This window comes from Cereibacter ovatus (assembly GCF_900207575.1).
Classification (GTDB): domain Bacteria; phylum Pseudomonadota; class Alphaproteobacteria; order Rhodobacterales; family Rhodobacteraceae; genus Cereibacter_A; species Cereibacter_A ovatus.
Map to the genome: position 1 here is coordinate 331,455 of NZ_OAOQ01000003.1, position 18,318 is coordinate 349,772.

An 18,318-nucleotide genomic window follows, 5' to 3' on the forward strand; every position below is an offset into this window, starting at 1 on the left:
TCCAGCCACACGCTGATTCTGTGCTTGAGCGAACCCCGGGCCTATTCTAGCGTTCCTTCATCCCCCGGCCAGCCCGGACCCGCCACAGACCCACGATCGAAGGAGCTTCCATGATCCGTCGCATTTCCCTTCTGGCCAGCCTTGCCGCAGCCGTGGCCCTGCCCGCCGCCGCCGCCGATCCCGATCTGATCGTGTTCGACTGGGCGAGCTTCGAAAGCGAAAGCCTCGTCTCGGACTATGTCGCCAAACATGGCCAGATGCCGACCTATGCGCTTTATGGCGACGACGACGAAGCGTTCCAGAAGGTCGCCTCGGGGTTCAAGGCGGATGTCGCGCATCCCTGCTCGCAAATGGTGTCGAAATACCGCGACGCGGACCTGATCGAGCCGTGGGACGTCAGCCGCATCCCCGAATACGCGAACCTGCCGCAGCGGTTCAAGGAATCGAAGATCTTCTCGGACGATCAGGGCGTCTGGTATATCCCGACCGACTACGCCTACACCGCACTTGCCTACAACACCGAGACCGTGCCGCCCGAAGATGTCGCCTCGGTTCAGATCTTCCTTGATCCGAAATATGCCGGCCGGATCTCGCTGCCTGACAACACCGACGACATCTGGTCGCTTGCACTGCTGGCAACGGGCGTCTCGGACTGGACCAACCTGACCGAAGAACAGTTCCAGGCCGGCGCCGCCTGGCTGCGGCAGGCGCATGAGAACGTCCGCGCCTACTGGGCCGACCCGTCGGAACTGGCACAACTGATGGCCACCGGCGAGGTGCAACTGGCCTGGACCTGGAACGACGCCATCGCACTGATGCGGCAGGAAGGCTTCCCCGTCGGCTTCCAGCGTGAGTCCAAGGAAGGCTCGGCCACCTTCTTCTGCGGCTACGTCAACTTCAAGGACGCCCCCGGTAGCGAAGACAAGGCCTATGATTTCATGAACGCGTGGCTCGCTCACAGCTCGGCGAAATCGCTGCTGGCCAGCCATGGCTATGCCCATTCCAACGATGCCGCGATGGCCGAGATCCCGGCCGAAGATATCAAGGCCGCGGAACTGGCGCCGGTGAACGCGACGCTGCTGGCGCAAAACCCGCTTGATGCCAAGATGCGCGACCGGATGCTGGAAGAGTTCGAAAAGATCAAGTCGGGCTTCTGATCCCTCGCCAATGCCCGCGCCCGGACCCGTCCGGGCGCGCCACCCAAGACGGCATCGGCGCCACAGCCGATGCGCGGATCACGCCGATCCTTCGACCAAAAGGGGCAAAGCACCTGCTGGCAAGACGGGCCGGCGCGTGCCGGCAGCGCAAGCCCGATACGCGCGATGCCACAGCGCGCTTGACCGTCACCACCGCCCGCCGATACGCGCGATGCCACGGCCCCGGCGCCACCCTTGCACACCCCATGCCCCCGCCCTATATTCGCCCTGTCCGGAGCAATCCGGACTATGGGCATAAACGCGCTCGTCATAAGCGGATCGGACCCGGGGGCGGTACCCGGCGGCTCCACCAAAACTCCCTCGTTGGGGGCGGAGGGGGCCGAAACAGGATCGACGAACGTCTAAAGGGGTTGCTTTGTCCCGGTGAGGTACCACCGTTATCGGTCCGAAAAGTACAGTTGCCAACGACAACCGTGCTCCGATGGCTCTGGCTGCGTAAGCAGTTCGAGCGATCGAAACTTAAGCCCTTGCGCTTAGCCGCGTAAGGCGGGGTTCGCAGGTACCTGGCAACAGAAACCTGCACTTTCCCCTCTCCGCAAGACCAGACCGGCACCCGCCGCCATCCGACACCCGTCGGGATCAAACCGCGCAGCCAAGACCACAACCGCCGACACAGCGCCCGCCCCTCTCCTGCGCAAGGGGTTGCACCCACAGGTTGCGGGCCAAAGCGGAAAATCGCCCGCGCCGCCCCCTTCCCTTCCAATCCGAATCCCCTATGCTGACCCCGAAACGGAAAGAGGATCCGGCATGGCGCGTTCCATCGACTACGGCAACCTCATGCACCGCGCGATGCGGGGCCTGATCCAAAGTGTGCTTGCCGACGTGGCCGAGCATGGGTTGCCGGGGGCGCACCATTTCTTCATCACCTTCGACACCACCCACCCCGATGTCGAAATGGCCGACTGGCTGCGCGGACGCTACCCGCAGGAAATGACCGTGGTGATTCAGCACTGGTATGAAAACCTGTCGGTGGACGACCGCGGCTTTGCGGTGACCCTCAACTTCGGCAACCAGCCCGAACCGCTGGTGATCCCCTTCGATGCCATGCGCACCTTCGTCGATCCGTCGGTCGAATTCGGCCTGCGCTTCGAAACCCACGACGACGAGGATGACGACACCGAAGCCGAACCTGACGACGATGACGAACCGCCGCGCCACGACGCACAGGTGGTCAGCCTCGACAAGTTCCGCAAGTAACCTTCACGCTGGCCCAAATATCCTCGGGGGGAGTCTCCGGCCCTTGCCGGAGACGGGGGGCAGAAGCCCCCCCTTCCCCCGCATGCCACGGCACACCGATTGATTTCCACGCCGCTTCTTCCTAAGACGCTGGCAGCACATCAACGGAGCTTGCCTCGCATGACCGCCACCCGCACCGAAACCGACAGCTTTGGCCCGCTCGAGGTTCCCGCCGACAAATACTGGGGCGCGCAGACCCAGCGTTCGATCCAGAACTTCCCCATCGGTTGGGAACGCCAGCCCGTTGCCATCATCCGCGCGCTGGGCGTCATCAAGAAGGCCTGTGCGCTGGTCAACATCGATCAGGGCGACATCACACCTGAACTGGGCCAGGCCATCGCCGCCGCCGCGACCGAGGTGATCGACGGAAAATTCGACGACAACTTCCCGCTGGTGGTCTGGCAAACCGGATCGGGCACGCAGTCGAACATGAACGCGAACGAGGTGATCTCGAACCGCGCGATCGAGATGCTGGGCGGCGTGATGGGCTCGAAGAAGCCTGTTCACCCGAACGACCATGTCAACATGGGGCAGTCCTCGAACGACACGTTCCCCACCGCGATGCATGTGGCCATCGGCATGATGGCGCGCGACGTGCTGCTGCCGGGGCTGGAAAAGCTGCACGCAGCACTTCTGGCGAAATCCGAGGAATTCAAGGACATCATCAAGATCGGCCGCACCCACACGCAGGACGCGACGCCGCTGACCTTGGGTCAGGAATTCTCGGGCTATGCCAAGCAGGTGGAAAAGGGCATCGCCCGCGTGAAGGCCTGCCTGCCCGACATCTACGAACTGGCGCAGGGCGGAACTGCCGTCGGCACCGGCCTCAACACCCGCGTGGGCTGGGACACCCGCGTGGCTGGCAAGATCGCCGAGATCACCGGCCTGCCCTTCGTCACCGCCGAAAACAAGTTCGAGGCACTGGCCGCGCATGATGCGATGGTGATGTTCTCGGGCGCGCTGAAGACGGTCGCCGCCAGCCTGTTCAAGATCGCCAACGACATGCGGCTTCTGGGCTCGGGCCCGCGCTCGGGTCTGGGCGAGCTGATCCTGCCGGAAAACGAACCCGGCAGCTCGATCATGCCGGGCAAGGTCAACCCGACCCAGGCCGAGGCCCTGACCATGGTCTGCGCCCATGTCATGGGCAACGACGCGGCCGTGGGCTTCGCCGGATCGCAGGGCCATTTCGAACTGAACGTCTACAACCCGATGATGTCCTATAACGTGCTGCAATCCATGCAGCTTCTGGGCGATGCCGCGGGCAGCTTCACCGACAACATGGTGGTGGGCACGCAGGCCAATACGGCGCGCATCGACAAGCTGATGAAGGAAAGCCTGATGCTGGTGACGGCGCTGGCGCCGACCATCGGCTATGATGCCGCCACCAAGGTCGCCAAGACCGCGCACAAGAACGGCACCACGCTGCGCGAAGAGGCGATTGCCTTGGGCTATGTCGATGCCGAAACCTTTGACCGCATCGTGCGCCCCGAAGACATGATCGGCCCCAAGGGCTGATGGCCGAGATCGTCAACCTTCGCGAAAGGCGCAAGGCGGCGGCGCGCGACGCCCGCCGCCGGAAGGGCGACGAGAATGCGGCGAAGTTCGGCCGCACCAAGGCCGAACGCGAGTTGGAACAGGCGCGGGCTGACAAGGCCCGCGCCGACCTTGACGCCCACCGCCGCGCGGCGCCAGCGCCGATATCCCCCGCCACCAATCCCCCCGGCGCCACCCCGGCCAACGATCCGGACGACCGCCCGCAATGAGTGGCCGCCCCGAGAAACATTCGCTGACCCTGCACGGCCACCGCACCAGCGTTTCGCTGGAAGCCGAGTTCTGGCGCGCCTTCCGCGACATCGCCGCCGCGCGCGGGCAGCCAGTCAACGCGCTGGCCGCCGAAGTGGACGACGGACGCGAACCTGACGTGGGCCTCGCCTCGGCGATCCGGGTCTTCGTGCTGCGCCACTATCGCGGCTGAAACCGCGGCCAGACCCGTCGGCAGGGCCGCAGCGCATCGGTTGCCGGGACCGATCCTATCGCGGCTGAAACCGCAACCAGATCCCGTCGGCCGAGCGCACGGTCAGATGCGCAACCGGAACCGGCACTCGTCCTTCGACCGGCAGGATGCGGAAGGCGCGAACGATCATCGACAGCAAAAGCGGCCCCTCGATCATCGCGAAACCGGCGCCGGTACAGACCCGCGGCCCGGCCGAGAACGGCAGCCACGCCTCGCGCGCGCAGTCGCGGCCCGCCTGCGTCTGCCAGCGGTCGGGGTCGAAGGCGTCGGGATCGGCCCAGATCCGTTCGTGCCGGTGCAGGTGCCACGGCGACAGCACGATCTGCGCACCGGGGGCGACGCTGCGGCCGCGCATCTCTTCGGGGCAGCGGGATTCGCGGACCATCATCGGCACCGGGGGATAAAGGCGAAGCGCCTCGCGGAACACGTCGCGGCCAAGTTTCAGCCGGCCCATCGCCGCGAAATCGGGGGTGTCGCCCAGCGCCTCGGCCTCGGTCGCGACGCGGTCCTGCACCTCGGGGGCAAGCGCCAGCAGATACAGCGCCCAAGCCAGCGCCGAGGCCGAGGTTTCGTGCCCGGCCAGAAAGAAGATCGCGACCTGATCGACCATCTCGGAGGTCGAAAAGGTCTGCCCGGTCAGCGGATCGCGGGTGGTCATGATCTTGGTCGCCAGATCGTCGGGCGCGGTGCCGGCCGCGATGGCGGCGGCGCGCTCTTCGGTCAGGCGGGCGATCAGGTCGCGGATCGTCGCCGCCGTTTTCAGCGTTCGCCGGCGATGCAGCCGCGGCAGCCAGCGCGGCAGCCGCAGGAAGGCGGCAAGGTTCAGCAGCGGCTGCGTGCGCTGGAAATCGCGGAACTGGTGAAAGACCGCCTGCGCCACCTCGTTCTCGATCGGGATCGAGAACAGCGTGCGAAAGATCACGTCGGCGGCAGCATGACTCATTTCGGCCTCGGCCTCGGCCACGCCGCCCAGACGCGCCACCGCCGCCTGCCCGGCCGCCACCATGGCAGGAAAGGTATCGCGCAGCCGGCCGCCTTCGAACGCGGGGTCGATGATGCGGCGCTGACGCTTCCACAGCTCGCCATTGGTCACGAACACCGACTGCCCCAGCAGCGGCGCCAGCCCTTCACGGACGCGGTCGGATTTGGGGAAATCCTCGGGGCGGTCATGCAGGACACGGCGGATCAGGGCGGGGTCGTTGCACAGATAGCTGCGGAAGAACGGCGTGCGGAACTCGGCCATCCAGGCCCGGTAAAGCCGCGCGGGTTGCGACGAAAGGATGTCGCGCCGGAACAGCAGGATGTGGCGCAGAAGCGACACGCGGTCGGGGCGGCTGGCGGGCTTGGGCGGGATCATGCGCCCATGGTTATGTAGCCCGACACCGCACGGTCAATGCGGCTATTGGACGGTGCGCGGCCGCGAAAGCGGTCGGCCAGCGTCATCGGGCCCGCGGTGATGCGGAAATAGTCGTAATCCCCCGGCCGGTCAAAGGCGCAGAGATACTGGAAATGCAGCCGGAAGAACCGCCAGCGCAGCGCCCGCCAGCGTTCGGGCGAAAGGGTCTGGCTGAACGCGGCCGAAATCACCAGCGGCCAGCGTTTGCCCTCCGGCGCCACCCCCGACACCGCCACCGGATCGCACAGCGCAAAGGCGCAGCCATCGCCGGGCGCGGTCACATCGACCCATGTCAGTTCATCCCGCGCCGACAGAAAGTGCAGATCGGCCCGCAGCCGGCCCGCCCGCGGCAGGAACGACACCATCGGCACCACCTGCCCCAGCGTCAGAAGTCCCAGGGCCGGACGCCGCGCAGGCAGGCCCGCGCGGATCAGATCGGCCAGAATCGACACCGCCAGATGCGCCCCCGAGGAATGGCCGACCACCAGAACCTCATCCGCGTCGCTGTGCATCGCCTCGGATATGGCGGCGCGAAAGCGGGCCATGCGTTCGGCCAGATCGGGCGCGACCGCACCGCGGGTCTGCGCGACATGGCCGAAATCATGCATCAGGTAATAGGCGAAAAAGACCGCGTCCTTGGCTCGGAACCAGCGCAGCAGCGCCACCGCCGCGCCCGCCCCCGCCAGCCAGCCCAGCGGAGGCCAGATCAGCCCCACGATGTCCACGACATGCCACCCCAGCGCCAGCGCCAGCCCAAGCTGCGCCAGAAGCATCACGATCGGATACAGCGCCGCCAGCACCGGCCCCTTGCGCAACCGCATCAGCCGGAACAGCGCGCCCGACCCGACATAGACCCCGACCGTGCGCAAAAGCTGAAGATAGGTCGCCAAGATCCCGTGATCCATCGACTGGCGCACGATGTCGGACCAGACCAGAACCTCGATGTCGGTTTCGGTGAATCCGCCCTCCATCCCCCCCGAGACATGCCAGCCATAGGGGCCGGGCGTCGTCCGCGGCCCAAGGGTCACCGCATAGCCCGAGATTTCGGCCTGTGCGGCGGCATGGCGGCGGTAAAGCTCGCGGTAGCGGCGGGGATGGAACGGATCATAGCCCGGCACATAGAACACCCGGCGTCGGAACGGGCGCTTCAGCTTCGGTTCGGTCAATAGATCCATGGGCGGTCCTCGGGGCGCGACGAGGCTTCAGACTAGCCCAGCCGGGCCAGCGCCGGGAAGGTTTCAAGCAGCCAGTAGGAAAAACTGGAAAATCCCCCCGTCAGCATCAGAAGCCCGATGGTCCAAAGCAACAGGCCCATCATCCGCTCGATCCGCTCCATATGGCGTTTCATCCAGCCCATCAGACCGGAGAGGCGCGGAAAGAACGCCGCAACCAGCAGGAACGGCAGCCCAAGCCCCGCGGCATAGGTCGCAAGCAGCGTGGTGCCGCGGGCAATGCTGGCCTCGGACGCGGCAAGGGTCAGGATCGCGCCCAGTTGCGGCCCGATGCAGGGCGTCCAACCGAAGGCGAAGGCCAGCCCCAGCACATAGGCCCCGAAGGCCGAGCCTCCCCGGTCGCCCGCATCCATCCGCATCTCGCGATCCAGAAAGCGCAGGCGGTAGATGCCGATGAAATGGGCGCCGAACGCCATGACAATCACCCCGGCGAGGGTCGAAAACGTCTCGGCGTTCGACAGGAAGAAGGCGCCGAAGGCCGAGGCGGTAAAGCCCAGGAACAGGAAGACCGTCGACAGCCCCATCACGAAGAACAGCGCCGCCAGCACCGGCCCGCGAGCGGCGCCGCTGCCCAGATCCTTCATGCTGATGCCGCCCATATAGGCCAGATAGGGCGGCACGATCGGCAGCACGCAGGGGCTGAGGAAGGACAGCACCCCCGCCACCAGCGCGATCAGCATGGCGGGCAGAAGCCCCGCATCGATGAGGTCGATCCCGAACATATGCGCTCCTTTGGTCGTCCGACTCCTAGCCGGTCCTTGGACCGCCGTCACCCGCCGCCGTCTCACATTGACGTGGAGAACGGCCGGGCGATTGACGGGAACCGACAGGGCGCGTATCGCGCGGCGCGGGTGGCCCCGCGTTGATCCCGCGCAATATCGGCGCGGACGGGGCCGATGGGGCGGACGGGCGATGCATTTCGACGAGGATCTCGACTGCGAGGGCCTGATCTGCCCGCTGCCGGTGCTGCGCGTGCGCAAGCGGCTGATGGCAATGGCGCCGGGCGCGGTGCTGCGGGTCAGCACCACCGATCCGATGGCGGTGATCGACCTGCCGCATTTCTGCGCCGAAACCGGGCACGAGGTGCTGAGCCGCGACGGTCGCGGGCCGTTGACGCTGTGGCACATCCGCCGCAACGCCCGAGGGGTGTGACGGCGGGCAGCGCGCCCGCAGGGCGCATGGGTTGCCCCCTTCGGTCGAGCCTTCCCGGCGCACATGGGGACGAAACAGAGTAACACTATCGCAACCGGCTGCTGGCGCGCGGGTTTTCGGCACGGCCATGGCCGCAAAACGAAAGGGCGCCCACGGGCGCCCTTTGTTGTCGGTTCCATCGAGGGGCCGGCAGCCCCCTGCCTTAGCGGCCGATCGACCACCAGCCACGGCGACGGGGTTTGGAATCGTCCTCGGGCTCGGGCTCGGGCTGCGGTTCGGGCGTGGCTTCCCACAGCGGGGCCGGCTGGGCGGCAGTCACCGGGGCCGGGGCAGGCGTGGGTTCGGGGGCAGGCGCGGGTTCGGCGGCCGGAGTGGCTTCGGGGGCCGGGGCCGCAGGCGTAACCTCGGCCGTCACCTCCTCGGGGGCAGGCTTGCGGCGCGTGCGGCTGCGGGCGGGCTTTTTCGGTGCCGGCTCTTCGGCGGCCGGGGCCGGTTCGGCGGCAGGTTCGGCCACCTTGCGGGTCCGGGTGCGCGTGCGCTTCTTCGGTGCCGGTTCCTCGATCGGTTCGGGCGCGGGTTCAGCGGCAGGCTCGGCCACGGACGGCCGTTCAGCTTCGGCCGGGACTTCGGGCTCGATCACCGGCAGCGCGGCAACCTCTTCCGCCTCGACGGCCTCCGACTCGGCGCCTTCGTCCTCGTCCTCATCCTCGTCGTCGCCTTCGCCATCGGACGATTCAAGGCCGTTCGGGCCGTTCACCGCATTGGGCCCGCCGCGACGGCGCCGCCGACGACGACGCTTCTTCTTCGGCTGACCTTCGGACGGCGCGCCCTCGGCAAGCTCGGCCACGATGTCCTCGGCCTCTTCGACGATGACTTCGGGCTCTTCCTCGACCCAGTCATCTTCGGGCTCGTCGACCGGAGCGCCCATCAGATCGGCACTGCCCGAGATCACCTTGACGGTTTCCGGCACCACGCGGGTCGCGGTCTTGAACTTTTCGATCACATAATCGGGGCTGGACAGCGACGGATCGGCCTCGACCCGGACCGCCATGCCATAGCGCGCCTCGATCATCGCGATATGTTCGCGCTTCTGGTTCATCAGGAAGTTGACCACCGCGATCGGGGCGCGCAGCAGCACCTCTTTCGACCGCTTGCGGGTGCCTTCTTCCTCCAGCTGCCGCAGAACCTGCAAGGCAAGGCTGTCATCGGACCGGATCAGGCCGGTGCCGTGGCAATGCGCGCAGGGCTGCGTGGTCGATTCCAGCATCCCCGGACGCAGGCGCTGGCGGCTCATCTCCATCAGGCCAAAGCCCGAGATGCGGCCGACCTGAATCCGCGCGCGGTCGGTTTTCAGCTTGTCTTTCAGACGCTTCTCGACGGCGGCGTTATTCTTCCGCTCTTCCATGTCGATGAAGTCGATCACGATCAGGCCGGCAAGGTCGCGCAGACGCAACTGACGCGCCACCTCTTCGGCGGCTTCAAGGTTGGTCTTGAGAGCGGTTTCCTCGATCGAGCCTTCCTTCGTCGCCCGGCCAGAGTTCACGTCGACCGCCACCAGCGCCTCGGTCACGCCGATGACGATATAGCCGCCGGATTTCAGCTGCACGACCGGGTTGAACATGCCGGAAAGATAACTTTCCACCTGATAGCGGGCGAACAGCGGCATCGGCTCATCATAGCGGATCACCTGCCGCGCATGCGCCGGCATGATCATCCGCATGAAATCCTTGGCGGTGCGATAGCCGGCCTCGCCCTCGACCAGAACTTCCTCGATCTCGCGGTTGAACAGGTCGCGGATCGTGCGCTTGATCAGGTCGCCCTCTTCGTAGATCGGGGCGGGGGCGATGCTTTTCAGCGTCAGTTCGCGGATCTGTTCCCACAGACGCAGCAGATATTCATAATCGCGCCGGATTTCCTGCTTGGTGCGTTTGGCGCCGGCGGTGCGGATGATCAGGCCCGCGCCTTCCGGAACCTCAAGTTCGGCGGCGATTTCCTTCAGCTTCTTGCGGTCGGCGGCCTGCGTGATCTTGCGGGAAATCCCGCCGCCCCGCGCCGTGTTCGGCATCAGCACGCAATAACGGCCCGCCAGCGACAGATAGGTGGTCAGAGCCGCGCCCTTGTTGCCGCGTTCTTCCTTGACCACCTGCACCAGCATGATCTGGCGCACCTTGATCACTTCCTGGATCTTGTAGCGACGCGACCGCGGCTTGCGTGGCGGGGGAATTTCCTCGGACAGATCCTCATCGGCGACCGATTCGATCTCATCGTCGGTGTCCGAGGCGTGATCGACGGCTTTCCAGGGCTTTTCACCCTCATCGCCATCGGGTTGAGGGCTTTGGGTCGCGTCAACCTCATACAGCGCATCGGCGCCGGTTTCTTCGCCCAGATCAACCACATCCATGCCGGCGACATTGCCGCCCTGCACGGCATCGGCGGCCTGCGGACGTGGACGGCGGCGCGAACGGCCCTGATCCTCATCGTCCTCGGCGCGGTTGAAGGCGCGCTCTTCCTCGAGCAGCGCCTTACGGTCGGCCATCGGGATCTGGTAGTAATCGGGATGGATCTCGGCGAAGGCCAGGAAGCCGTGCCGGTTCCCGCCGTAATCGACGAAAGCCGCCTGAAGCGAGGGTTCGACCCGCGTCACCTTGGCGAGATAGATGTTTCCGGCGATCTGCCGCTTGTTGACGGTTTCAAAATCGAATTCCTCGACCTTGTTTCCGTCGACCACCACGACCCGAGTTTCCTCGGGGTGGGTGGCATCGATAAGCATTTTCTTGGCCATCTGGTTCCATGGCACCCGGACAACAGGCTTGGGCCGGGGCGAGCCCCGGCAAAGGTCCATTGTGCGTGGTGGCTTGTTCGGGCGAGGCGGCGCCGGGGGCCAGAAAGCGCGGGGCCGCAGGGGCCCCTCGTGCAGTCTGGCAATCGATCGGCGCGGCTCATCGCGGTTCTATGATCCCGGGCGCAAGTCGGGCGCCCATTGAAATGGCCCGATCAGTCTGAAGACCTGCGGGCGAACGTGGGGCCTTGCGACCCCGGAGATCTGCACGCGGCTGCGCTTTCGGACCCTTGGCCCCGATTGCGCGCACGGCAGCGAAACTGGCGCGCGGACATCTGCCATCATCAGGCGAAACCCGCGTAGGTGCGACATTAGCGGCAGGGACGGGCAAAACACAATGGCCTATTTTTGGCGGAGCAACTCAACCATTGGTCGAGTGCCGCCGCCATGACCACGCTTGGGTGGATTATCCCGGAAAATCAGACGTAATCGGCGCGGCTTAGCCCGTATTTCGCCATTTTCTCGTTCAGGGTCCGGCGCGGCAGGCACAACTCCTCCATCACCGCCACGATCGAACCCTTGTGCCGACGCATGGTGTTGTCGATCAGCATCCGCTCGAACGCCTCGACGTAATCCTTCAGCGGCTTGCCCTCGGTGGTCAGCGCCGGGCCTGATGCTTCGTTGTCGGCCATCAAGAGCGACGCGATCGAGCCCGATCCGCGCCGGTTCTGCAACACCGCGCGTTCCGCGATGTTGACAAGCTGGCGCACGTTGCCGGGCCAGGGCGCCTGAAGCAGCTGGGCGGCCTCTTGTGCGGTCACCTGCGGCGCCTCGCAGCCATATTCCTCGGCGAACTGTTCCGACATGCGGGTGAACAGCGTCAGGATATCCTCGCCGCGCGTCCGAAGCGGCGGCAGCACGATGGTCATGGCGCCCAGCCGGTAATAAAGGTCGGACCGCAGGACGTTTTCCAGCGTCGTATCCGGCGCGTGTTCGTTGCAGATCGCGATGATCCGGGTTTCGGGCGGGGTGCCCTGTTCGTTGATGACAGTCAGCAGCCGCGATTGCAGCGGATGCGACAGCGACTCGATATCTTCAAGACACAGCGTCCCGCCCCGGGCTTCCTCGACCAGCGGAAGCTGGCCGTCCTCGGTCGGGCCGAACAGTTTGGCCGACAACTGATCCTCGGACCAGGCGGCACAGGAAATCGTCACGAACTTGCGCCCGGCCCGCGCCCCCACCGCGTGAAGCGCATGCGCCACCAGCGTCTTTCCGGTTCCGGTCTCGCCGTCGATCAGCACATGGCTGTCGGCCTGCCCCAGATCCAGGATATCCTCGCGCAGGCGCTCCATGACCGGCGAGGTGCCGATCAGCTTCTTCATCAGCACCGTCCCGTCAGAGAGTTCCCGTCGCAACGCCCGGTTGTCCAGCGTCAGCTTGCGCTGCTGGGTGGCGCGTTTGGCCAGTTCCGTCATCCGGTCGGGGTTGAACGGCTTTTCCAGAAAGTCGAAGGCGCCGACGCGCATCGCCTCAACCGCCATCGGCACATCGCCATGGCCGGTGATCAGGATCACCGGCAGGCCGCTGTCCATGCTCATCAGCTTTTTCAGGAAGGTCATGCCATCCATGCCGGGCATCTTGATATCGGACACCACGACGCCGGGAAAATCCGCGCCAAGGGTTTTCAGCGCCTCTTCGGCGCTGGCATAGGTTTCGGTGTCAAAGCCCGAAAGCGCAAGCCACTGGCTGATCGACTGCCGCATGTCGGCTTCGTCATCGACGATCGCCACTTTCATCGCACGGGCCATTGATACCTCACTCGGCTGCTTTCACGTCTGAACCCAGGATAGGCAGCTGCACCTCGAACACTGCGCCGCCGCTTTCCGCGTTGCGCGCGGTCAGACGCCCGCCAAGGTCGGTCACGATACCCGACGAGATCGCAAGGCCAAGGCCCACCCCCTCGCCCGGTTTCTTGGTGGTGTAGAAAGGCTCGAACAGGTTGTCGAGGTCTTCGATCCCGTGCCCATTGTCGCGGACGGTCAGCGTTGCGGTCTCGCCGGCCGACAGCAGGATGTCGATCTGCGCCGAGGGGATGTCTTTCGTCGCATCCAGCGCGTTGCGCAGCAGATTGATGATGACCTGTTCCAGCCGCAGCTTGTCGGCCATCACCATCACCGGCTGGCGCGGCATGGCACGGCTGATCCGCACCACGCGGATCTTCAACTGCGGTTCCATCATCGACAGCGCCGAGGAAACGCAATGGCGCATATCCACCGGCTCGAACGCCTCACCGCCTTTGCGGGCATAGGATTTCAACTGCCGGGTGATCGCGCCCATCCGCTCGATCAGGTCGTCGATCCGCTGGAACGAGGACAGCGCCTCTTCCGTCCGGCGCCGCTGCAACAAGAGTTTCGCACCCGCCAGATAGGTCTTCATCGCGGCCAGCGGCTGGTTCAGTTCGTGGCTGACAGCGGCCGACATCTCGCCCAGCGCGGCAAGCTTGGACGATTGTGCCAGCGTCAGCTCCGCCACGGCCAGATCCTTCTGCACCTTTTCGCGTTCGGCAATCTCTCGCTGCAAACGCGCATTCAGAAGGCGAAGTTCCGCCGACTCGCGCTGAAACGACATGCTTTGCGAATAGGCCTTGCGGGACAGCAGATAGAAGGTCAGCGCCAGCAGAATGGCAAAGCCCATGATCTCCAGCGCAAGGATGCCGTTCACCCGTTCGCGCACGGAATCATAGGCGGTGAAGGTCACGATGCGCCAGCCGCGGAACGGCACCCGCGATTCGGTCTTCATCACCGCCTCGCCCTTCAGATAGGCGTCGGGCGGCTGCTGCGCCCAGTCGGCGGTGGCCTGCAACGCCCGCCGGATCGCCGAGGGCGCATCGCGCGCGGCCAGCGCCTGCGGGATCGTCAGCCCGCGCCAGCGCGGTTCGGTCGACAGGATCACGATGCCCTGACTGTCCGTGACCAGCACCGCATCCTGAAGCCCGGCCCAGGCGCGTTCGTATTTCATCAGATCGACCGCGACGACGATCACCCCCACCATGCGGTTGTCGTTCAGAACGGCCCGCGAATAGGTGAAATCGAACATCCCCTGCTCGCGCAGCGCCGAGGTGAACACCGTGTCGCGGTTGCGTTGCGCATCGATGAAATAGGGCGCGGCGCGGTGGCTGGTGCCGATCAGGTTGCGGTTGGTCGCGCCGACGGTGCGGCCGTCCTTGTCCAGCAGCAGGATCGAGGCGGCGCCGATCTCGGCCTGAAACGAGATCAGCCGCTGCGATGTCGACGAGAATTCGGCCGAGCCCAGCGCCCCGATCAGCGCCGGGTCACGCGCCAGCAACAAGGGCACGACCGAGGTGCGCTGCAATTCGGTCAGCAGGTTGCCGGAATACAGCGCAAGGCGCAGTTCGGCCCGGCTGCGTGTCGAATCGGTAAAGCGTTCGCTCATCCAGCGGTTGGTGACCAGCACGGTCACCACGGCCAGGATGACCAGAAGCCCCACGGCGATCCGCAAGCGCCAGCCGTTGCCCGGTGGCGCCGGCTCTGCTTCGGTCTGGAAGGCCGCGTCCTGCATGGGCGGGAACCTACTGCGCCACGATCAGCGCAACAAGCGCCGGGCGATCACACCAGCGCCATCGCGCCCAGAAGCGAGCGGAACATCCCCATGCCGTCGGTGCCGCCCTGCGCCGGATCGACGGCGCGTTCGGGGTGCGGCATCAGGCCCAGCACGCGGCGGTTGTCCGACAGCACCCCCGCGATATCAGCCATCGAGCCGTTGGGGTTTTCCAGATAGGTGAAGGCCACCCGATCCTCGGCCCGCAGCCGCGCCAGCGTGTCCGGGTCGGCGGTATAGTTGCCGTCGTGGTGTGCGATCGGGAAACGCACCACATCGCCTACCGCCCAGCCCGCGGTGAAGGCGCTGTCGGCGGTCGCGACCGACAGTTCCACCGGGCGGCAGATGAATTTCAGCCCGGCATTGCGCATCAGCGCCCCCGGCAGCAGGCCGGTTTCGGTCAGCACCTGAAAGCCGTTGCAGATCCCCAGCACATAGCCGCCGCGTTCCGCATGCCGGATCATCGCCCCCGCGATGGGCGAGCGCGCGGCAATCGCGCCGCAGCGCAGGTAATCACCGAAGGAAAAGCCACCCGGCACGCCCACCACGTCGACGCCCGCCGGCAGGTCGGTATCCTTGTGCCAGACCCGGACCACCTCGGCGCCGGCGGCCTCGAAGGCCACGGCAAGGTCGCGGTCGCAGTTCGACCCGGGAAAGGTGATGACGGCGGCTTTCATCGGCGGCACTCCGGCTGGGATCTGGGCGGGGGGAAGGGAAGGGAAGGACAGGACGGGGAAGGACTGCCCCCCGATAGCGCAAATGGACCGGCGCGGGAAGCACCCGCGCCGTCATGTCGTCAGCGCGGGCGCAGCCGGCCCGAGATTCAGAGGATCTCGACGGTGAACTTTTCGATCACCGTATTGGCAAGCAGCTTTTCGCACATGACGCGCACTTCGGCTTCGGCGGCGGCGGCATCGGTCGCGGTCAGGTCAAGGTCGATCACCTTGCCCTGACGGACGCCGGCAACGCCCGAAAACCCAAGGGTGCCAAGCGCGTGTTTCACCGCCTCGCCCTGCGGATCGAGGACGCCATCCTTCAGCATGACATGGACGCGGGCTTTCATCGCGGCAGGGCCTTTCAGTTGATAAGCGTGGGCTTGGTGGTGTGGGTGACGTTCGAGGGCAGCACGCCAAGGCGGCGGGCAAGCTCGGTATAGACATCCTGAAGCGGGCCGGGTTCGCGGGCGGGGCTTTCGCCTTCGCTGCGCACGTCCCACAGCCGGCAGCTGTCGGGGCTGATCTCGTCGGCCACGATCAGGCGCATGTAATCGCCTTCCCAGATCCGGCCGACCTCGATGCGGAAATCGGCGAGGCGGATGCCCACCCCCATCATCACGCCCGACAGAAAGTCGTTCACGCGCAGCGCCAGCGCCACGACATCGTCCAGATCCTGCTGGCTGGCCCAGCCGAAGGCGATGATATGTTCCTCGGACACCAGCGGGCAGCCCAGCTTGTCGTCCTTGAAGTAATATTCGACGATCGGGCGCGGCAGCGGCGTGCCTTCCGGAATGCCAAGGCGTTTCGAGATGCCGCCGGCGGCGAAGTTGCGGACCACCACTTCCAGCGGGATGATCTCGGCCATGCGCACAAGCTGTTCGCGCATGTTGATGCGGCGGATGAAATGGGTCGGCACGCCGATGCCGTTCAGGCCGGACATGAAGAATTCCGACAGCCGGTTGTTCAGAACGCCCTTGCCTTCAAGCCCGGTCGAAGCCGTGTTCGAGCCGGCATTGCCATCGTCCTTGAAGTACTGGATCAGCGTCCCGGGTTCGGGCCCCTCGTAGAGGATCTTGGCCTTGCCCTCGTAGACCTTCTTGCGACGCGCCATGCACTCTCCGATCGAACGACGAAGGGGGCGCGTCGATCGCACCCCGTTCCGGTTGAATTGGCCTATAAGCCAAGCCGCCCCGCGCCGCAAGGCGCACACCATCGGCAAGGCCGCAAGGCGCACAGCATCGGCAGGGCCGCAAGGCGCACACCATCGGCAGGGCTGCAAGGCGCACACGCCATGGGGGCAAGGCCGCAAGCCCCCGCTTTGGGGCGCCGCGCTGACGCGGGCGGCGATCCGCGCACGCAGGCGCACGCGCGCCCGCGGCCGCGCGCCCACTTGCGGCGGCCAGTCGGTGCAGGCATATCAGGGGCAAAGAGATTTCATGCGGAGGACCCGGCGATGACCACCTATGACGATCGCGAGCGCGCTTTTGAGGCCAAGTTCGCCCACGACGCCGAGATGCAGTTCCGCGCAGAGGCCCGCCGCAACAAGCTTGTCGGCCTCTGGGCGGCCGAACTGCTGGGCAAGGCCGAAGACGAGGCGCAGGCCTATGCCCGTTCGGTGGTCGAACACGACCTGCACGAGCCGGGGATCGAGGATGTGATCGCGAAGCTGGTCGCCGATCTGGGCGACAAGGCAACCCCCGAGGCGATCCGCGCCAAGATGGCCGAGATGATGCCGGTGGCCAAGGCACAGCTGATGGCCGAAACCGGCCTCTGATACCGGGGCGGACGACGCCGGGGCGGGGGCCAAAGGGTGCCCTCGCTCAAGAAGATGATGAACAATATGGGTTTGCCTGCGCCGGCGCCGCATGGCAAAGCTTCGCGCGACGGGCCGCAACAGGCGGCTGCCAGACTTCCGACCGTGCGAGGATCAGATGACCGACGCCCTTTCCCGCCTGCTTCAGGACCGCGACTGGCTTATGGCCGATGGCGCGACCGGGACCAACCTCTTCAACATGGGCCTGTCCTCGGGCGAGCCGCCGGAATTGTGGAACATCGACCGGCCGGACAATATCCGCACCCTTTACCGCTTCGCGGTCGAGGCCGGGTCGGACATCTTCCTGACCAACAGCTTCGGCGGCAATGCGGCGCGGCTGAAGCTGCATGATGCACAGGGCCGGGTGGGCGAGTTGAACCGCGTCGCGGCCGAATTGGGCCGCGAGGTGGCGGATGCCTCGGGGCGGACGGTGGTCGTCGCGGGCTCGATGGGGCCGACGGGCGAGATCTTCGAGCCGATGGGCACACTGACCCACAAGGTCGCGGTCGAGATCTTTCACGAACAGGCCGAGGCGTTGAAGGCTGGCGGCGCGGATGTGCTGTGGATCGAGACGATCTCGGCATCCGAGGAATACAAGGCCGCGGCCGAGGCGGCACGGCTGGCCGGGATGCCCTGGTGCGGCACGATGAGTTTCGACACCGCCGGGCGCACCATGATGGGGCTGACGCCGGGGGCGCTGGTCGATCTGGTGGGCAAGCTGCCCAACCCGCCACTGGCCTTCGGCGCAAACTGCGGCGTGGGGGCATCCGACCTGCTGCGCACGGTGCTGGGCTTTACCGCGCAGGGGTCCGAGATTCCGGTGATCGCCAAGGGCAACGCCGGCATCCCGAAATATCACGATGGCCACATCCACTATGATGGCACGCCGGAGCTCATGGCGGAATATGCCGTGCTGGCGCGCGACGCGGGCGCGCGGATCATCGGCGGCTGCTGCGGGACGATGCCCGAGCATCTGAAGGCGATGCGCGCGGCGCTGGAAAGCCGCCCCAAGGGGCCGCGGCCCTCGCTTGAGACGATCTCGGAACGGCTGGGCGGGTTTTCCTCGGCGTCGGACGGGTCGGACGATGCCGGGCCCGCGCGCGAGCGGCGGCGGCGGCGCGGCTGACGAACGCGCCGGGGGCGGG

At 66.1% G+C, this 18,318-nt stretch carries 17 protein-coding genes and 1 other RNA gene; 9 read left to right on the forward strand and 9 right to left on the reverse strand.

What is annotated here, in order from left to right; translation table 11 throughout:
• Positions 1 to 110 precede the first annotated feature (110 nt).
• From CRO07_RS06020 to CRO07_RS06045, 6 genes are all read left to right on the forward strand, one after another.
• Positions 111 to 1,157, forward strand: a complete 1,047-nt coding sequence (locus CRO07_RS06020; RefSeq protein ID WP_097029768.1) for an extracellular solute-binding protein — start codon at positions 111 to 113, stop codon at positions 1,155 to 1,157.
• Between the two features lie 230 nt (positions 1,158 to 1,387).
• Positions 1,388 to 1,741, forward strand: a transfer-messenger RNA (tmRNA) gene (gene ssrA, locus CRO07_RS06025).
• 223 nt (positions 1,742 to 1,964) lie between these two features.
• Positions 1,965 to 2,414 (forward strand): SspB family protein, encoded by a 450-nt coding sequence (locus CRO07_RS06030; protein WP_097029769.1) that lies wholly within the window; start codon positions 1,965 to 1,967, stop codon positions 2,412 to 2,414.
• A gap of 159 nt (positions 2,415 to 2,573) precedes the next feature.
• Entirely contained in the window at positions 2,574 to 3,968 is a 1,395-nt protein-coding gene (gene fumC / locus CRO07_RS06035) for a class II fumarate hydratase (protein ID WP_097029770.1), read from the forward strand.
• Positions 3,968 to 4,216 carry a DUF4169 family protein gene (locus CRO07_RS06040; RefSeq protein WP_097029771.1) on the forward strand — a complete coding sequence of 83 codons (249 nt, stop codon included), beginning with the start codon at positions 3,968 to 3,970 and terminating at the stop codon, positions 4,214 to 4,216. The genes fumC and CRO07_RS06040 overlap by 1 nt, the downstream gene beginning before the upstream one ends.
• A complete protein-coding gene (locus CRO07_RS06045) occupies positions 4,213 to 4,428 on the forward strand; it encodes a ribbon-helix-helix domain-containing protein (RefSeq protein WP_097029772.1) in 216 nt (71 codons plus the stop codon). Before CRO07_RS06040 ends, CRO07_RS06045 begins: the two co-directional genes overlap by 4 nt.
• A gap of 55 nt (positions 4,429 to 4,483) precedes the next feature.
• Here CRO07_RS06045 and CRO07_RS06050 read toward each other — a convergent pair whose 3' ends face one another.
• From CRO07_RS06050 to CRO07_RS06060, 3 genes are read right to left on the reverse strand one after another with little or no spacing between them, the layout of a single operon-like run.
• Positions 4,484 to 5,824 (reverse strand): cytochrome P450, encoded by a 1,341-nt coding sequence (locus CRO07_RS06050; protein ID WP_097029773.1) that lies wholly within the window; start codon positions 5,822 to 5,824, stop codon positions 4,484 to 4,486.
• Positions 5,821 to 7,038, reverse strand: coding sequence for a hypothetical protein (locus CRO07_RS06055; protein WP_097029774.1), 1,218 nt, complete (start codon positions 7,036 to 7,038; stop codon positions 5,821 to 5,823). Before CRO07_RS06055 ends, CRO07_RS06050 begins: the two co-directional genes overlap by 4 nt.
• Before the next feature lie 32 nt (positions 7,039 to 7,070).
• Entirely contained in the window at positions 7,071 to 7,817 is a 747-nt protein-coding gene (locus tag CRO07_RS06060; protein ID WP_097029775.1) for a cytochrome c biogenesis CcdA family protein, read from the reverse strand.
• 190 nt (positions 7,818 to 8,007) lie between these two features.
• Between CRO07_RS06060 and CRO07_RS06065 the strand changes: the two genes are divergently transcribed.
• A complete protein-coding gene (locus CRO07_RS06065) occupies positions 8,008 to 8,247 on the forward strand; it encodes a sulfurtransferase TusA family protein (protein ID WP_097029776.1) in 240 nt (79 codons plus the stop codon).
• 202 nt (positions 8,248 to 8,449) lie between these two features.
• On the opposite strand, the gene CRO07_RS06070 is transcribed toward CRO07_RS06065, so the two are convergent.
• The 6 genes from CRO07_RS06070 to CRO07_RS06095 form a co-directional block, all read right to left on the reverse strand.
• Complete coding sequence (locus CRO07_RS06070; protein ID WP_097029827.1) at positions 8,450 to 11,029, reverse strand: Rne/Rng family ribonuclease; 2,580 nt, start codon at positions 11,027 to 11,029, stop codon at positions 8,450 to 8,452.
• 476 nt (positions 11,030 to 11,505) lie between these two features.
• A complete protein-coding gene (locus CRO07_RS06075) occupies positions 11,506 to 12,834 on the reverse strand; it encodes a sigma-54-dependent transcriptional regulator (protein WP_097029777.1) in 1,329 nt (442 codons plus the stop codon).
• Between the two features lie 7 nt (positions 12,835 to 12,841).
• Positions 12,842 to 14,605: a sensor histidine kinase gene (locus CRO07_RS06080; protein WP_097029778.1), complete on the reverse strand. Its 1,764-nt coding sequence runs from the start codon at positions 14,603 to 14,605 to the stop codon at positions 12,842 to 12,844.
• A 47-nt stretch (positions 14,606 to 14,652) separates the two neighbouring features.
• The gene (purQ, locus tag CRO07_RS06085) at positions 14,653 to 15,321 is read right to left on the reverse strand and encodes a phosphoribosylformylglycinamidine synthase subunit PurQ (protein WP_097029779.1); all 669 of its coding nucleotides are present in this window, start codon (positions 15,319 to 15,321) and stop codon (positions 14,653 to 14,655) included.
• A 146-nt stretch (positions 15,322 to 15,467) separates the two neighbouring features.
• A complete protein-coding gene (purS, locus tag CRO07_RS06090) occupies positions 15,468 to 15,707 on the reverse strand; it encodes a phosphoribosylformylglycinamidine synthase subunit PurS (protein WP_097029780.1) in 240 nt (79 codons plus the stop codon).
• 14 nt (positions 15,708 to 15,721) lie between these two features.
• On the reverse strand, positions 15,722 to 16,471 hold the full coding sequence (locus CRO07_RS06095) for a phosphoribosylaminoimidazolesuccinocarboxamide synthase (protein WP_097029781.1): 750 nt from the start codon (positions 16,469 to 16,471) through the stop codon (positions 15,722 to 15,724).
• A 342-nt stretch (positions 16,472 to 16,813) separates the two neighbouring features.
• Here CRO07_RS06095 and CRO07_RS06100 point away from each other — a divergent pair, with 342 nt between their 5' ends.
• Positions 16,814 to 17,134 (forward strand): DUF1476 domain-containing protein, encoded by a 321-nt coding sequence (locus CRO07_RS06100; RefSeq protein ID WP_097029782.1) that lies wholly within the window; start codon positions 16,814 to 16,816, stop codon positions 17,132 to 17,134.
• Between the two features lie 157 nt (positions 17,135 to 17,291).
• A complete protein-coding gene (gene bmt, locus CRO07_RS06105) occupies positions 17,292 to 18,299 on the forward strand; it encodes a betaine--homocysteine S-methyltransferase (RefSeq protein ID WP_097029828.1) in 1,008 nt (335 codons plus the stop codon).
• Positions 18,300 to 18,318 lie beyond the last annotated feature (19 nt).

Coding starts and splice junctions, on each gene's coding strand:
- CRO07_RS06020 (WP_097029768.1), top strand. CDS start 111: ATGATCCGTCGCATTTCCCTTCTGGCCAGCCTTGCCGCAGCCGTGGCC.
- CRO07_RS06030 (WP_097029769.1), top strand. CDS start 1,965: ATGGCGCGTTCCATCGACTACGGCAACCTCATGCACCGCGCGATGCGG.
- fumC (WP_097029770.1), top strand. CDS start 2,574: ATGACCGCCACCCGCACCGAAACCGACAGCTTTGGCCCGCTCGAGGTT.
- CRO07_RS06040 (WP_097029771.1), top strand. CDS start 3,968: ATGGCCGAGATCGTCAACCTTCGCGAAAGGCGCAAGGCGGCGGCGCGC.
- CRO07_RS06045 (WP_097029772.1), top strand. CDS start 4,213: ATGAGTGGCCGCCCCGAGAAACATTCGCTGACCCTGCACGGCCACCGC.
- CRO07_RS06050 (WP_097029773.1), bottom strand. CDS start 5,824: ATGATCCCGCCCAAGCCCGCCAGCCGCCCCGACCGCGTGTCGCTTCTG.
- CRO07_RS06055 (WP_097029774.1), bottom strand. CDS start 7,038: ATGGATCTATTGACCGAACCGAAGCTGAAGCGCCCGTTCCGACGCCGG.
- CRO07_RS06060 (WP_097029775.1), bottom strand. CDS start 7,817: ATGTTCGGGATCGACCTCATCGATGCGGGGCTTCTGCCCGCCATGCTG.
- CRO07_RS06065 (WP_097029776.1), top strand. CDS start 8,008: ATGCATTTCGACGAGGATCTCGACTGCGAGGGCCTGATCTGCCCGCTG.
- CRO07_RS06070 (WP_097029827.1), bottom strand. CDS start 11,029: ATGGCCAAGAAAATGCTTATCGATGCCACCCACCCCGAGGAAACTCGG.
- CRO07_RS06075 (WP_097029777.1), bottom strand. CDS start 12,834: ATGGCCCGTGCGATGAAAGTGGCGATCGTCGATGACGAAGCCGACATG.
- CRO07_RS06080 (WP_097029778.1), bottom strand. CDS start 14,605: ATGCAGGACGCGGCCTTCCAGACCGAAGCAGAGCCGGCGCCACCGGGC.
- purQ (WP_097029779.1), bottom strand. CDS start 15,321: ATGAAAGCCGCCGTCATCACCTTTCCCGGGTCGAACTGCGACCGCGAC.
- purS (WP_097029780.1), bottom strand. CDS start 15,707: ATGAAAGCCCGCGTCCATGTCATGCTGAAGGATGGCGTCCTCGATCCG.
- CRO07_RS06095 (WP_097029781.1), bottom strand. CDS start 16,471: ATGGCGCGTCGCAAGAAGGTCTACGAGGGCAAGGCCAAGATCCTCTAC.
- CRO07_RS06100 (WP_097029782.1), top strand. CDS start 16,814: ATGACCACCTATGACGATCGCGAGCGCGCTTTTGAGGCCAAGTTCGCC.
- bmt (WP_097029828.1), top strand. CDS start 17,292: ATGACCGACGCCCTTTCCCGCCTGCTTCAGGACCGCGACTGGCTTATG.